General features: G+C 66.7%; 12 protein-coding genes. 6 read left to right on the top strand and 6 right to left on the bottom strand.

The annotated features are described in order from the left end of the window. Positions 1-300 precede the first annotated feature (300 nt). The gene (locus tag LWC34_RS29970; protein WP_233728428.1) at positions 301-822 is read right to left on the bottom strand and encodes a hypothetical protein; all 522 of its coding nucleotides are present in this window, start codon (positions 820-822) and stop codon (positions 301-303) included. Positions 823-1081: 259 nt separating this feature from the next. Then, on the bottom strand, positions 1082-1393 hold the full coding sequence (locus LWC34_RS29965; protein WP_233728427.1) for an iron-sulfur cluster biosynthesis protein: 312 nt from the start codon (positions 1391-1393) through the stop codon (positions 1082-1084). A gap of 93 nt (positions 1394-1486) precedes the next feature. Here LWC34_RS29965 and LWC34_RS29960 point away from each other — a divergent pair, with 93 nt between their 5' ends. The 3 genes from LWC34_RS29960 to LWC34_RS29950 all read left to right on the top strand — a co-directional run bounded on the left by LWC34_RS29960 (position 1487) and on the right by LWC34_RS29950 (position 5005). Next, the gene (locus LWC34_RS29960; RefSeq protein WP_233728931.1) at positions 1487-2266 is read left to right on the top strand and encodes a transposase family protein; all 780 of its coding nucleotides are present in this window, start codon (positions 1487-1489) and stop codon (positions 2264-2266) included. A gap of 335 nt (positions 2267-2601) precedes the next feature. Further along, positions 2602-2853: a hypothetical protein gene (locus tag LWC34_RS29955; protein WP_233728426.1), complete on the top strand. Its 252-nt coding sequence runs from the start codon at positions 2602-2604 to the stop codon at positions 2851-2853. A gap of 1336 nt (positions 2854-4189) precedes the next feature. Beyond that, positions 4190-5005 carry an SAM-dependent methyltransferase gene (locus tag LWC34_RS29950; RefSeq protein ID WP_233728425.1) on the top strand — a complete coding sequence of 272 codons (816 nt, stop codon included), beginning with the start codon at positions 4190-4192 and terminating at the stop codon, positions 5003-5005. Between the two features lie 174 nt (positions 5006-5179). Here the strand turns inward: LWC34_RS29950 and LWC34_RS29945 are convergent, their stop codons facing one another. Both LWC34_RS29945 and LWC34_RS29940 read right to left on the bottom strand, forming a co-directional pair. Next, on the bottom strand, positions 5180-5323 hold the full coding sequence (locus tag LWC34_RS29945; RefSeq protein WP_233728424.1) for a hypothetical protein: 144 nt from the start codon (positions 5321-5323) through the stop codon (positions 5180-5182). 93 nt (positions 5324-5416) lie between these two features. Continuing rightward, positions 5417-7741, bottom strand: coding sequence for an ATP-binding protein (locus tag LWC34_RS29940; RefSeq protein WP_233728423.1), 2325 nt, complete (start codon positions 7739-7741; stop codon positions 5417-5419). A gap of 414 nt (positions 7742-8155) precedes the next feature. Here LWC34_RS29940 and LWC34_RS29935 point away from each other — a divergent pair, with 414 nt between their 5' ends. Next, on the top strand, positions 8156-10453 hold the full coding sequence (locus LWC34_RS29935; RefSeq protein ID WP_233728422.1) for an ATP-binding protein: 2298 nt from the start codon (positions 8156-8158) through the stop codon (positions 10451-10453). A 113-nt stretch (positions 10454-10566) separates the two neighbouring features. Beyond that, positions 10567-10839, top strand: a complete 273-nt coding sequence (locus LWC34_RS29930) for a hypothetical protein (protein WP_233728421.1) — start codon at positions 10567-10569, stop codon at positions 10837-10839. Positions 10840-11402: 563 nt separating this feature from the next. Here the strand turns inward: LWC34_RS29930 and LWC34_RS29925 are convergent. Then, a complete protein-coding gene (locus tag LWC34_RS29925) occupies positions 11403-13493 on the bottom strand; it encodes an ATP-binding protein (protein ID WP_233728420.1) in 2091 nt (696 codons plus the stop codon). A 457-nt stretch (positions 13494-13950) separates the two neighbouring features. On the opposite strand from LWC34_RS29925, the gene LWC34_RS29920 reads away from it, so the two are divergent. After that, on the top strand, positions 13951-14484 hold the full coding sequence (locus LWC34_RS29920; protein WP_233728419.1) for a hypothetical protein: 534 nt from the start codon (positions 13951-13953) through the stop codon (positions 14482-14484). 21 nt (positions 14485-14505) lie between these two features. Here the strand turns inward: LWC34_RS29920 and LWC34_RS29915 are convergent, their stop codons facing one another. Further along, the gene (locus LWC34_RS29915; protein ID WP_233728418.1) at positions 14506-14697 is read right to left on the bottom strand and encodes a hypothetical protein; all 192 of its coding nucleotides are present in this window, start codon (positions 14695-14697) and stop codon (positions 14506-14508) included. Positions 14698-14866: the final 169 nt, after the last annotated feature.

Raw genomic sequence — 14866 nt, 5'->3', positions numbered from 1 at the left:
AAACACCTCCCACTGCTGGGCTGTCCGTATCCGTCCACCGTGCGCTTCGGCGGATCGATCGGCAACTCGAGGTCGTGTGGGGTTGGCGCCGCCCCTGGGACCAGGAGCATCCGGGCACACCAGGCAGGCATCGTCAGCCGGTGACCAGCCGGGCGTGGCCGCTGCGGACCCGCGATCCAGGACCCCTCATCATGCCGTTCACCTGTGCCGCCTGCGCTGACCGTCGGCAGAGCTCTGGATAACACGAACATTCCGCACATTGAAGGATCGGGACTTCCGACGGTCGATCCATTGTGGACATCAGGTCATCGTTTGCCAGTCTGCCTCCTCCAACGCAGTGATGACACCGTCCACCACATCCGGATGGCCAAGCGGGATCGGCGGCTCCACCCGGTCCCGGTCACCACCCACGCTGCGGGCGACGACTCTGGTCCGCACCTCGGCGGCTGCACCTAACCGGTCGCCGGGGTCCACGGGGCCAGGGTCGACCAGCAGCACGGATCGGACGGTGGCATCGAACAGTGCGGCAAGCGCGATTGCGCCTTTGCACACCATTCCGCTGGCCACCATGTCGGCCCGGGTTTGGTCCTGCGCCAACGTTTCCAGCACATCCTCGACATCCCGCAGCGACCCGCCGCCTGCCGGCACGCGGCACCAGGCGATCTGGAACCGCTCGGCAAGCGGACGCCAGGTGGCAGGCACCTCCGCGTGCTTGGCCGCATCCACCGGATCCACGACCACCAGCGCGGGTCCGTGATCCAGCCCAGTCCACACCACGGCCGGGCCCTGCGCCCGTGGGCCGCCATTGTCGAACTGCCGCACCGTGGAGTCACCTCACCTGTCTCGGGACACCGCTACCCAGGTCCGCGGCAGGGACCTACACATCATCCTGCGAGCATCGCGTTACTCCTGCTCCGCCCACAACGGAATCCGAGACGTCCCATATGGACAGTACTCGGGGTTTGGTCCGGAGCAGAGCGTTGAAGGCGCGACGACTCGGTGGTCGTCGCCGGCAGTGTTGGCTGAGAACTCTCGATACTCGCTGTCCATGCCAAGCCCTGTTACGTCCAGGTGTCCGGTGTTAGATCTGCGGGCCGCGGGGGTGGCGGCTCTGAGTGCCCAGCATGAAGTAGGCAGCGCCTCGGTCGTCGACGTTGGCGTCGAGCACCTTGTCGTCGAGGTAGGACGCGGCGTGTGGGTCGACGAAGACCCGTGCGCTGGGTGTGTCGAGCACCTGGTCGTGTTCGGCTGGGCGGGAGGTGATCTCGACCTGCAGCCCGCCCTCGGGCGCGGCAGTGTCGGGGGAGATCCGCAGCCCGGCGCCCTCTGGGCGCCCCAGGGCAGTGGTGAGGTCGTTCACGACCGCAACGGCGGCCGGGGTCAATACCAGCATGGTTTCCTCTCTTCCATGGCCTGTCGAAATCACCTAAGGGCTGTCTCGTAACCCAGTGATTGACTGGCGAACGTCATAGTTGATCATGTGCGGGTGCAGGTGATCTCGGCGTCCCGGTCGGAGTGGATCGCCCCGTTCACGGGGCTGCAACCAGGTCAGTTCCGCAAGCTGGTGCGCGTGGTGGCCCACCGCGGCGGCGAAGCGATCGCCGACGGCCGTCCGGGCCGACAGTGGTGGCTGGTCCTCGCCGACCGCGTACTGCTGGTGGCGACCTACTGGCGAACGAACCTGACCATGCGGCAGATCGGCCCGCTGTTCGGGATCTCGCACTCCGCAGCGCATCGCGTGGTCGACTCGCTCGGCCCGCTACTGGCCCTGGCCCCGGTCCGCCAACGCCGCGGCGACCAGGTCGCGATCGTCGATGGAACCTTGGTGCCCACCCGCGACCACCGGGTCGCCGAGCGATCGAAGAACTACCGGTATTCCACCAACCTGCAGGTCGCCATCGATGCCGACACCCGCCTGGTGATCACGACCGGAGACCCGCAACCGGGCAACCGCAACGACTGCACCGTCTACACAGACTCCGGCATCGCCGATGCGCTGGCGGGTCGACCGGTCATGGCCAACGGTGGCTACCAGGGCAACCCCGGCGTGATCATGCCCTACCGCAAGCGCACCAAGGACAAGCCTCTGCCGGACTGGCAGGAAGATCTCAACAAGATCCACCGCAAGGTGCGCGCCCGCGTCGAACACGCCCTGGCACGCATGAAGACCTACAAAATCCTGCGCGACTACCGCCGCGCCGGCCACACCCTCGCCACGACCGCATCCGGCATCGCGTTCCTGCACAACCTCGCCATCACCAGCTGACCCGACACCTCGCCACCCAGCCACAAAATCAGTTACGAGACAGCCCTTAGGCGGACGATGATGCGTTCTGCAATACGCAACTCAACAACGTCTCAATACGGGGTTTGCATTGCTCCGCCCGCGCCGCCGGTCCTGACGGTGGCACCGGCGGCTCGACAATCCACATTGCTTAGTCCAGTAAAGACACCATCTCCGGGATCTCTGAGTCCGACCACGCCACCGAACGAGCGGCACGGGATTGGGGCGACCGGGAGCTGCCGCGAACTGATTTCCTGACTGGGTCGCACGGCACCGGCACGGCGTCGCCGGTGCGTTCCTACACGGTAGCGTCACGCGTGGCTACATCACTTTCGGCCCGGAGCCGTCCTGGAAACCCGATATCGACGCGCCCACACCATCGCCATCCTCACCCGATCTACCTCGGCGTGGTCCTGCCCGGCCCGTGGTTTCTGCGCCACCGCGACAACCCGCAGATCAAAACGTTCGTCGCCGGAGCCACCGCCGCGGCCGCCGGTGCCATCGCCGGAGCCGTCATCGTCCTATCCCGACAGACCATCACCGACTGGCCCGGCGCCGCCTCGCCGTGATCACCCTCGCGGTCCTGCTCAAGTTCAAGATCAAGGAACCGTACGTCGTCGGGTCGGCGACAGCGGCTGGGCTCGCCCTCTACCCGACCTGGTGAACCAACAACCGTCGCCGTCGGGCTCTGTCCGGGGCGGGCATCGAGCGTTCGCCTTTGTATGACAGGCATTCCGATGCTCACTGGGCCAATAGCGTGGAGGTGGCGGGCCAGTCTGTCCAATGAGGCCAGTTTCGTGCCGGCGACCTCCAGGCTGATCTGGAGTCTTTGCACGTCGCCGAGTCAGCCGTTGGCGCCCAGTTCGGCGATCCGGTCAGTGGATATCCGAACGGCCAGGATTCCTGGCCATATGGCTGATCAGTTCGTCCTCATTGCGACAACCTCGATGTGTGGGTAACGGCCAACGCCAAACTCGGCATCACGGTGCCGTTAGCCGACGGAGAGGCAATGATCAATGAGCCGACAGTGTCCATAAGGTTTGCGGCGTACCCAGAAGTTGACACCGTCGTGGAGAGGCTTCTTGACGCCGCGGATCGGGCGCTAACTCGATCGTGTGACGGATACGTGGACGTCCGAGCGTGCATGGCAGGTCGAGTCCATACTGATCAAGCGGAGGTGCCCCGGCGTGATTCCCCTCGACGCCGGGCGGCGGCCGTCGGTGCGCATGGCGGGGTGCCGACGGCCACCGGTTCCTCGGCCCGGCGAGCTTCCCGGATTTTCTTGTTCATTCCTTGAAAACCGGCGCGAGCATGTCGTACCGCAGGGTCTATTCGGGGCCTTCGAGGCCACCAGTCAGTAACTCGATGCTCACCGTCGTCACGCACGGTTTCCGGGAGCGACCGGACGATCCGCTTGGCGGCACTCACCACGCGGTCGTTCTCGTGGCGACTGTTCAATGAGTTGCGTCCATAGTTGACCTGCTGGTTCTGCCAGAACGCCGGCGGAGTTCAGCGGGGCCCATGTCCATTACGGACGGAGTGTGCTGCGTTGGTGGGCTGCCACGCCATCTCCACGGTCCAGAGTGGATTGATTGCGGCCTCTGGTGTGTTCCGACGATTCCCTGGGTGGCGCGTCCTGCGCTGATTGCGGCCGGGTGTGCCGCGGGCCGGGGAGATCGTCCGGTGTGTCCTCGTGGTGCGTGGGACGGCCGACGCTTGCGATGTCGATGGCCGATCTGTGCGCGGCGATCGGTCGTGACGCCCGCGTCGGCCGATGGTTGCAGCTCTGACGCCGGTCACTCGATCGAGTGATGTGTACCCCTGGACCGATTCGTGCGGCAGCCTCCGACGTTATGGCGGAGGTACCTTCGAGCCTTGATCAGCCTGGGGTGAACGGAGTGTGTGGTGGAGCGGCCGGCCTGGACGTTGGCCGAGATCGAGCTGTCGGCTCCGAGCATGGCACGGGTGTACGACTGCTGGCTGGGTGGCGCGCACAACTTCGCCGTCGATCGGGCGGTTGCCGCCCAGGCGCTGCACGCCATGCCTGAGCTCAGGCACGTCACCCTGACCCATCGGGCGTTCCTGTCCCGGGCGGTGCGTTTCCTGCTGGGCGTCGGTGTGCGGCAGTTCCTTGACCTCGGCTCGGGCATCCCCACTCTGGGCAACGTGCACGAGATCGCCCAGCGGGACCACCCGGACGCCCGCGTGGTCTACGTTGACATCGACCCGGTCGCGGTCAGCCTCAGCCAGTTGATCCTTCAACTTCAGGGCGCCCGGCATGTCGGCGTGCTGCACGCCGACTTCCGTGACCCGGAGGCGGTGCTGAATTCCGCCGAGGTGCGCGGGCTGCTGGACTTCGACCGGCCGATCGGCCTGGTGATGACCGCGGTACTGCATCTCCTACCGGACGGCGACAACCCGCACGCCATCCTCCGCCGCTACCGTGACGGGCTGCCGTCGGGCAGCTATCAGGCGATCTCCCACGCCAGCCTCGCCGGGGACACCCGGTCCGCCGGACCCAACCAAGCCCGAAACCCTTACGAAGGCAACGTCACCCCGATATTCTTCCGCAACCGCGCGCAGTGTGCCTCGTTCTTCGACGGCTTCGACGTGGTCGATCCGGGCGTGGTGCGGCTTCCGTTGTGGCGGCCGGACTGGCTCCAGGACTGCGACAAAGCGGTCCGGTTTCCCGGTTTCGGTGGGGTGGGACGCAAACGTTGAACGACGCGCCGGAAAGAGCGCGCCGCGTACTCGCTGTAGGTGGCCGCTACACACGCGTTGCTAGCGGCTTTGATCAGGCGGCGTTGATCGGGCTGAGACCAAGCGCAGCAGGCAACTCCGCAGTGTCGGCGGCCGGGCGCGGACATGACGACAGGCCACCACCGGCTGACGCGGTCAGGGCAGTGGTGTGCCGCGGTAGCCGAGTTCTTCAATCACGGCGATCACGTCCTGCGGCCTGTTCTGGCTCGGATCCAGCTCGACCGTGCTGCGCCCGTGTCGGACGCGGACCTCAAAGCGCGAAGCGGCGTTCGACGGCATGGATCATGAGTGTTTGTTGGAGTCGCTCGGCACGGTTCCCGCGCGGGAACACATTGCTGGGTGGCTGCGGGCGGGTGGACCCTACAGACGGCGTCATGGGCCCTGCATGCGGTGTTGGGTGATCCACACCGCGATGTGGGTGCGGGTGGTGAGACCGAGTTTGGTGAGGATGCGTTCCACGTGGCCTTCGGCCGTGCGTTGGGCGATGAGCAGTCTGGCGGCGATCTCCTTGTTCGTCAGGCCTCGCGCGATCAGCTCGGCGACCTGGAGCTCCCGGGGTGTCAACGCCTGTGGCTGCCCGGCGCGGGTATCGGCTGCCGCCCCGGCTGGGGTGGTGGCGGCTGCATGCTCGTTCACCAGGTCTGTCAGTGCCTGGTCGAGATCGACGTCACGGGATGCCCCCGCCTCGAAGGCCGCCTGAAATGCCTGCGTGCCCAGCGTCCGCTGGGCTTGTTCCGCACAGGCCTGATGCGGTTGCAGCCAGCTCTCGGAGCCGAACAGCACCGTGACGCCCGCGTCCCGCCATGCCCGGCTGGTGAGCCCGAGCAGCCAGGCAGCGCGCTCATCCGCGTGCTGTGCACCGGCGATCCAGGCCAGCAGTTCCACGAGCATGGCCCGTCCGATGATCTCGTCATCGTGCCCGAGTTTGACGCGCAGGCTCGCCATCGCGTGGCCGGTGGCCTCCACTAGGTGACCGGCACGCCACTCGGCCATGGCGAGCGTGTACCAGGCAAAGCCTCGGGTGGCCGGATCACCGAAAGTTTCCGCGATCCGGACGGCCTGCTGTGCCAACTCGACCGCTCGTCCCCCATCGCCGGCGAGCGTCGTGGCCATCGCGTGCGAGCATTGCGCAACGATCGTTTTCGTATCGTGCCGGCCGGATCGCTCGAAGAGCTCGATGCATCGGGTGAAGTAGACATCGGCATTGGCGTGGTCATCGCTGTGGAGAGCGGCAATCGCCTTGGTCAGCAAGGCTGTCCCCAGCAGGTAGTCGTCGTCCAGATACCGCGCCATGGCCATGGCTTCCTGGCTTCGCATGGCAGCGAGGGGCAAGTCTCCGCATATGCCCGCCAGGAGAGTGCTGGTCCACAACAACTCGATCCGGACCGCCGCAGTCAACGAGCCGATCGCCAGCACTCGCTCGAGCCACCGCAGCGCTTCACTGTAGAAGCCAAAATGCCAATAGTATTGCAACGCGACGGCAAATCGCGCCACGATCTGTGTGTCCTGGGGTTCGCTCAGGCTGAAGTCCAGAGCGGACCGCAGATTCGCGTGTTCGCGCCGGGTCGTGGCGAACACCCGCGGCTGCTCCGGCCCCGTCCAGTCCTCGGCGAATCGCTCAGCCACGTCGAGGAAATAGTGCTGGTGCCTGCGTTGGAACACCGGCTTCTCACCGGCCTCGACCAGCTTGGTCATCCCGAACTCGCGCAGCGTCTCCAACATCCGGTACCGCACCACCGACGCGTTGTCGTCGCGAATCAGAATGGACTTGTCCATCAGGCTGTGGATCACGTCCAATGGCTCGTCCTCCAGCGAGGCCTCGCTGGCCACCGCTTCGGCCGCGTCGAGCGTGAACCCGCCACTGAACACCGACAACCGCGCCCACATCGCCTGCTCCGCCGGCGAACACAGCTCGTGACTCCACTCCACCGTCGCCGCCAGCGTCCGCTGGCGCGACGGCCGTCCGGAATGCTCATTGCTGAGGAAACCGAACCTGTCGTCGAGGTGCCGCAGGACCTGTTCCACGGACAAGGTCCGCATGCGTGCCGCGACCAGTTCGATCGCCAGTGGTATCCCGTCCAGCAGCCGGCAGATGGCGGTCACCGCCGCCAGGTTGGCGGGCCCTACCTCGAACCCCGGGTCGACCGAGGCCGCCCGATGCGCCAGCAACGTAACTGCATCACCGGCCCCCGGCACACGTGTCGCCGACGGTTCCGGCACCGGCAACGGCCGCACCGCAAGCAAATGCTCCCCGTACACCCGCAGCACATCGCGGCTAGTGGCCAGCACCCGCACCCCGGCCGCAGCCGTCAGCACCCTGCTGACCAGCAGCCCACAAGGCCGAACCAGGTGCTCGCAGTTGTCCATCACCAGCAGCAACGACCTGTCGCGGAGAAACTCCACCACCCGGGCCATGGGCTCAGGACCCATATCACGCAATCCCAGCTCTGCGGCCACCGTCTGCGGCAGCAGGCCGGGATCCCGCAAGTCCTGCAGCTGCACCAGGTGCGCGCCGTCGGAGAACGCCCGCATCACCGTCCGGGCAGTCCGCAACGCCAGCCGGGTCTTGCCCACACCACCAGGCCCGGTCAAGGTCAACAACCGGCTCGTCGCCAGCAAGTCCCGTGCGTGCGCGAGTTCTTCACGCCGCCCGACGAAACTCGTCGACTCCGCAGCTAACGACCCGAGCGGGGCCATCGCTGACCGCCTCCCGCCACACGGACCTCGTTGCGTACGAGGAGATCCAGCTACCCGTTGCGCAAACGTAACATGCCACTGCGGCACCACTACCCACCCGGGAACCCATTTGCCGCGGCTAAGGGCCTCCGCAGCATGTGGCGTGATCGTTCCATCGTAGTGAGCCACACAGCGCGGTTGCCGCCAGTGCAAGGACGATGCATCTGGGCGATCCCAGCCACCACTACGCGATCCGCGCTTTCGCTCACCGCTTAGTCTACTGTGGACATGCTGGCGGGCTGGCGTTTCGACTCGAGGTCACCCGTCTCACGGCGGCGATCAATGGACACTGGCGAGCCTGCGCCAATCCTGCGGCCTATCACGTCACATTTTTCTCACACCACTGGATTAGTGTCCGTCGCAGTGGCGACATGGATGAGAAAGGGTAATCTGCCCGCCGAGGTGAGCAGTTTCGTCGGTCGTCGCCACGAGCTGACTGAAGCCGGGAAGCTGTTGTCGTCCAGTCGATTGGTGACGTTGACCGGTGTGGGCGGCGTGGGTAAGACGCGGCTGGCGTTGCGGGTGGCGGAGCAGGCCCGTAGGGCGTTCGCAGATGGGGTGTGGCTGGTCGAGTTGGCTGAGCTGGGGGATCCGGCGCTGCTGGTGCAGACGGTCGCGGACGCCCTGCGGGTCGGTGACCACTCTGTCCGGTCGTCACTGGTCGCCTTGGCGGAAGGCCTGGAGGACACGCGGCTGCTGTTGATTCTCGACAACTGTGAACACGTCATGGAGGCGTGCGCCAAGCTGGTGTCCACGCTGCTGGCGGCGGCTCCTGGGTTGCGGATTCTGGCCACCAGCCGCCACCCGCTGCGCATCGAGGGTGAGCACATTCTTGTGGTGCCTGCGTTGCCGTTGCCCGAAGTCGATGGCGGGCCACATGCGAACGGGCTGGCTGGTAATGACGCGGTGAGTCTGTTCGCCGAACGGGCGAGGGCCGTCGACCACCAGTGGCAGGCCGACGCCGACCATCACATGACGATCGCTCGGATCTGCCACCGGCTGGACGGGCTTCCCCTGGCGATCGAGTTGGCAGCCGTCCGGATGCGAGTGCTGACGCCGGAGCAGATCCTGCAGCGTCTGGACGACCGCTTCTGTCTGCTCGTCGGAGGCAGCCGCTCTGCGCCGCCCCGTCATCAGACGCTGCGGGCGGCCGTCGACTGGAGCCATGCTCTGTGTTCGTCGGGTGAGCAGGTTCTGTGGGCGCGGGCATCGGTGTTCGCCGGTGGGTTCGACCTCGACGCGGCGCAGGCGGTCTGCTCCGGGGACGGCATCGACCGGGATCGGGTGATGGATCTTGTCGGCGGGCTGGTGGACAAGTCGATCCTGGTCAGGGACCTGCACGGATCTCTGTCGCGGTATCGGATGCTGGACAGCATCCGGCACTACGGGCTTGAGCGCCTGTCCCGCCGGGAGGAGGAGACAACGCGTCGCCGGCATCGGGACTTCTATCTGATGCTGGCCGAACGGCATGAGACAGAGTGGTTCGGCCCGACCCAGGCGGATGTGTTCTTCCGGACACAGCTGGAGCACGCCAATCTGCGGGCCGCCTTGGAGTTCTGCCTTCATCACCCCAGTGAGGCAGCGACCGGTCTGCGGTTGGCCGGAGCTCTGTGGTTCTACTGGGTCGGTTGCGGGTTCCTGCGGGAGGGCCGTCACTGGCTCGATCGGGTACTGGCCGCCGACCGGGAGCCGAGCCCGGAACGAGCGAAGGCGTTGTGGGTCAATGGGTATGTCGCGGCATTGCAAGGGGACGTCATGTCCTCGCGCGCGATGCTGGAGGAGTGCCTCGAGTGTGCGCGGCAGGTGGGCGACCCGATTGCGCGGGCCCATGCCACGCATCGGCTGGGATGCAACGCGCTGGTCAGCGACCACTTGCAGGTCGCAGCGGTCTTTTTCGAACAAGCTCGAGTGCAGTATCTGCGCCTGGGCGAGATGAGCAGCAACGTGCTGATGGCGTGGAACGAACTGGCGGTGACCATCCTGTTCCTTGGCGAACTCGACCATGCCGCCGCCCTCGGTGAGGAGGCCCGCGCGGCCGCCGACGCGCACGGCGAGCAGTGGGCCCGTGCCTACGCGATCTACGTGCTGGCTCTGGTCGCGTTGAGCCGAGGCGAGTACGGCCAGGCCACCGTGCACGGGCTGGAATGCCTTCGGACCGTGCGGGTCTTCAACGACCTGTTGGGCATCGCGCTGGCCATCGAGGTGCTGGCGTGGATCGCCGTCGCGGACGGCCTGCCGGAACGAGCCGGCATCCTGCTCGGCGCGGCCGGCCGGATCTGGCCTTCGGTGGGTTTTCCGATGTTCGGGTCGACGTTTTTCGGTGCCCCGCACCAGCAATGTGCGACAGCTACCCGGCAGGCCCTTGGTGAGCACGGGTTCGACGCCGCCGTCCGGCGTGGCCGGGCGTACGACCGCGAGCAGGCCATCGCCTACGCCCTCGACGAACCGGGACCGGCCCCACCTGTGCCGGCCACCGAACGCCCGACGCCGTTGACCCGCCGCGAACTCGATGTCGCCGAGCTGGTGGCCGAAGGCCTGTCCAACAAACAGATCGCCGACCGGCTGGTCATCGCCCAACGCACAGCCGAAGGCCACGTCCAGCGCGTCCTCACGAAACTCGGCTTCACCACACGCACCCAACTCGCCACCTGGATCACCGAACGACGATCCTGACACCTCGCGCGACCGGCCATCACGTCAACCGGCGGCGCAGATGGCGTCGTCCCTGTTCTCGGGGAGAAACCAACGCCTTCAACGACCTGCTGGGAATTGCCGTCGCCATCGAAGTGCTGGCGTGGACTGCCGCCGCACAGGGAACGTCGTACCGGGCCGGTGTCCTGCTCGGCGCCGCCGCGCAGATCTGGCCGTCGGTCGGCTTTCCCCTGTTCGGTTCCCAGTACTTCGGCGCTCCGCTCCAGCAGTGCGAGACAAGTGTCCGCTGTACCCTCGGCGATACCGGGTTCGACGCCGCCGTGCACAGCGGCATGGCGTACACCCTCGATGAAGCCATCGCATACGCGCTCGACGAAGATCCTGCTGCTACGCCGCCACGCCGCTGACCCCCACCGGAACCGCACGTAGCCGAAAGTAGCCACGAGCGAGACCGGTGAACGTGGCATGGTCCACTTTGGACAAGGTTTCCGGATCACGTACGGCACTCCGGCCCCACCTGCATGCGTATGGGTCTGCAACGCGGTGTGCTGTTCACCGGCGGCGCCGACGAGATCACCGACAAGAGGGCGGCACTAGGCGAGGTGAATCTTCCCGGTGTCGTCTACGGCTGTCGAGCGGCCTTGAAGGTCATGCGAGAAGGCGAGTCGGGGTGTCTGGCGTTCCCGTGTGTGTCGCCTGCACTATCAGCGCGGTCCGTGGTTTGGCCTGTTGATTGGGTGCTGGCTATCCAGCGGGCGATCTGTGTTCGGGTGATGAGGCCGACGGCGCCCTCGCCCATGCGAAAGCCCTGTGTGACGAGTGTGTCGAGCGATGTGCCGCCATCGGCGAAAGCTGATGTTGGTCCTGCGCGCTGTATGTCCACGGTTTCGTGCATTCCGTGGTGCGTGGGGACACCCCGGATTACGCGATTGCCGCAGTGATCCGGAAGATTCTCGAGGACTCCGGTCCATCAGTGTCGCTGTGGCTCGAGTGCGTAGGCGATGGCCTCGTCGGTGGTGAGGCGGGTTCCTTCGCGGAATACTGTCGCGAACTCCTCGTCTCCGAGTGACTGGCGGATCTGCCGCTCGCACTGGCCGTGGGACAGGGCCAGATACCTGAATGTGGACGGCAGGACGCCGGTCGCTCGCCAGATGGGGGCGGCTACCCCGAGCAACCCGGCGGCGCGCCGGTACCGTCCTTCCGCGGCCGCGATCCATGCCAGCATCTCGATGCCGTGGGCTAGGCCCCATTGATTGGACGGCTGGTTGATTCGGATGCCTTCGCGGACCAGCGTGCCGGCTGACTGCCGGTCACCGGTCAGCCAGCGACCGATGGCGAGCGCCCATAACGCCCAGGACCTGGACAGATGCGCGCGGGAATCCGACATGGCCAGGCACTCCTCGCCGTAGGCCACGGCCTGCTCGGGTCTTCCGAGGGTCGCGGTCGCCACGGTCAGTTGGAGGAGGGTTATCCAGATGCCGCTCCGCTCGCCGAGTCGCCGGAGGCGGATGAGCGCGTCCTTGAGGAGCCTGCCCCCGCCCGGGACGTCGTTCTGCAGGAACGTCGCCACGCCGGTGACTCGGGTGGCGTGACCGAGGGCGGATTCGTCGCCGAGCCGTTGTGCCACGCGGCGGCATTCCTCGGTCATCGACCGTCCCGCGGCCGCGTCGGCCTGCATGACGGCGAGCCAGGCGTTGACCCACAAGGCCTTCGCCCGTGTCGGATTGTGTTCCGGATTCGCCTCGAGCGCCCGGTCGAGCCAGTAGCGGCCTTCGGTATGCGAGCAGGACAGAAACCAGTAGTTCCACAGTGCGGTCCCGATAGCGAGACCGGCTCGCTGCTCGCCGGGTTCGGTCAGGCAGAACTCCAATGCGGCCCGCAGGTTGGCGTGCTCACGCTGCAGCTGGGTGAATGTGTCCAATTCCTCTGGGCCCAGCCACGCCCGCTCGGCGTGCTCGGCCAGCCGCCAGTAGTAGTCCCGGTGCCGGGTCCGCACGATCGTCCGCAGGCCGGACGAGGCCAGTCGTTCCTGGCCGTACTGCCGGATAGGTTCCAGCATCCGCCACCGCACCGTGGCTCCACCGCTGTTCACTCGCGTCAGGATGGACTTGTCCACCAGTCTGTCCACCAGGTCGAGGACGGCCTCGCTGGCGATGCCCTCGCCGGCGCAGACGGCTTCGGCCGCGTCCAGGTCGAACCCGCCGATGAACTCGGATGCCCGCGCCCACATGTCCTGGTCCTCGAACGAGCACAGGTCGAAACTCCAGTCGAACGTGGCGTGCAGTGTCCGCAGGCGGGGCACGCAGATCCGGCTGCCCTCCGCCAGGAAGTCGAAGTAGTCGTCCAGCCGGCGCAGGATCCGGTCGACTGGCAGCGCCCGCACCCGGACCGCGGCCAGTTCGATGGCCAGTGGGATGCCGTCCAGCCGACGGCAGATCCGGGCGATGGTGTCGTGGTTGCCGGCATTCACCCGGAAACCCGGCAGCGCGGTCGCGGCCCGCTCGGCGAACAGGCGCACCGCCGCATAGCGCGTCGGGCTCGTTGCTCGGGGCAGGTCCGGCGTGGGCAGCGGGGCCACCTCCAGCAGGTGCTCGCCGGCCGTGCGCAGCGCGTGCCGGCTGGTGGCCAGGACCCGCAGTTCCGGCGCCGCGCGCAGCAGCCTGTCCGCCAGCATCGCGCACGCATCCACCAGGTGCTCGCAGTTGTCCAGCACCAGCAGCAGCCGTTTGGCCGCAAGGTAATCCGAGAGCGTGTCCAGCAGCGGCCGGGCCGACTGATCCTGGATGCCCAGCACATCAGTGAGTGCTTGGGTCAGCAGCTTGTCATCGGTCAGCGCCGCCAGCTCGACCAGCCACACACCATCCGGAAACCCCGCCTGAACCCGCGCGGCAATCTGCAGGGCCAGCCGGGTCTTGCCGACCCCGCCCACCCCGGTCAGCGTCACCAGCCGGGTCGTAGACAACAGGCACCTGGTCGTGGTGATCTCTCGCCGCCGGCCGACGAAACTGGTGGTCTCGGCCGGGAGATTGCCTTTGAGCCGACGCGGTTCGGTACCGGTCATGTCGGTGTCTCGTATTCACTGTCGAGTGATCGGTCGAAAAGGGAGACCGAGGTCGGTCTGGATGCGTCCACGACCAGTGGAGCCAACCGCGCCACGGTGTGCTTGTGGACAGTCTGTGAATCACGACAGTCGAGGCCGAACATGGTGCTGGGCGCGGACACAGTGCGAACACGGCACCGAGGATCCTGCGCGCCCGACTCGGTTCGCAGTGGCCGTGAGCGGCAGAGTCTCGCCACTGGCTACAAGCCGCCATCGCGCGCCGCACTCATGCCGCACTCATGCGGCGTTGATGTCGATGACGTGGCCGTGGACCCGTGCCCGCAGATCAGGGGGTGCGAACCGGGCTGTGCGGGCAGGTTGGCGTGGCGTTCGTGGAGCAAGCCTTGGCGCGGACCCGCGTTAGCGCAGACAGCCCCAGGGTAGTCGTGTACTGAGGCAGGAGAGGTGACCAGCGGCGGTGCGACAGTTCGATAGCGGCGGCCCGCGGGCACAGGGCCCGGCGGTGGTGTGGGCAGGGCTGGACCAGGGGCCGGCACTGGTGGTCATTGACCCGGCGGGAGAGGCCACGCATGCGGAGGTGCCCGCCACCTGGCGTCCGCTTGCCGAGCGTTTCCAGATCGCCTGGTGTCGCGTACCGGCCACCGGCGAGTCGCTGCGGGACGTGGAGGATGTGCTGGAAACGTTGGCACAGGACCAGACCCGGGCCGACCTGGTGGTCAGCGGGCTGGTATCCGATGGCGCGCTCGCGCTCGCCGCACTGTTCGATGCCACCGTTCGATCCGTGCTACTGGTCAACCCCGGGCCAGTAGAGCCTGGCGATCAGGTGCGTGCCGCCGGGGTACGGTCCCGAATCGTCGCCCACAGCGAGGGTGGTGACCAGGACCGGGAGGAACCGCCGATCCCGCTCGGCCATCCGGACGTGGTGGCGGGCGTCATCACCGCGTTGGCGGATGCCGACCGCCAACCATGGCCTGATGTTCGTGACGACTGACCGCCCCGAGAGCATTGCTTGTCACACACCACCGTCGAACTGGATACGGCGATTGCCGCCACGCTGGCGGGTCGCTACCACGAGCGCTACGCCGAACATGCCGTGTCCGTGGTTCGGCATGTCGGATTGCTCGTGGTCGGCATACCGCACCAGTAACACCTGCTGGGTTGCCTCCGCTCCGGCACGCTGTTGTGGACTTGCTAAAGTCAGCAACTATTGAACCGTGCGATCATGTGAGGAGGCGTGCCGGTGACCCAGCTGGTGCGCACGTCGCCGGACGCGGCCTCCTGGGGGATGAGCCGCGGTCACCCCGCTGATCCCTGGCTTGTTGCCCGGCGGGGTGACCGCACCTGTGCCACGCGGACCCTGCTGGTGAGGACAC

Origin of the sequence: Kibdelosporangium philippinense, from assembly GCF_021390435.2 — a bacterium.
In the GTDB taxonomy this organism is placed as follows: Bacteria; Actinomycetota; Actinomycetes; order Mycobacteriales; family Pseudonocardiaceae; genus Kibdelosporangium; species Kibdelosporangium philippinense.
The sequence above is the reverse complement of the archived record's forward strand: the minus strand, read 5'-3'. Positions and strand labels throughout refer to the sequence as shown.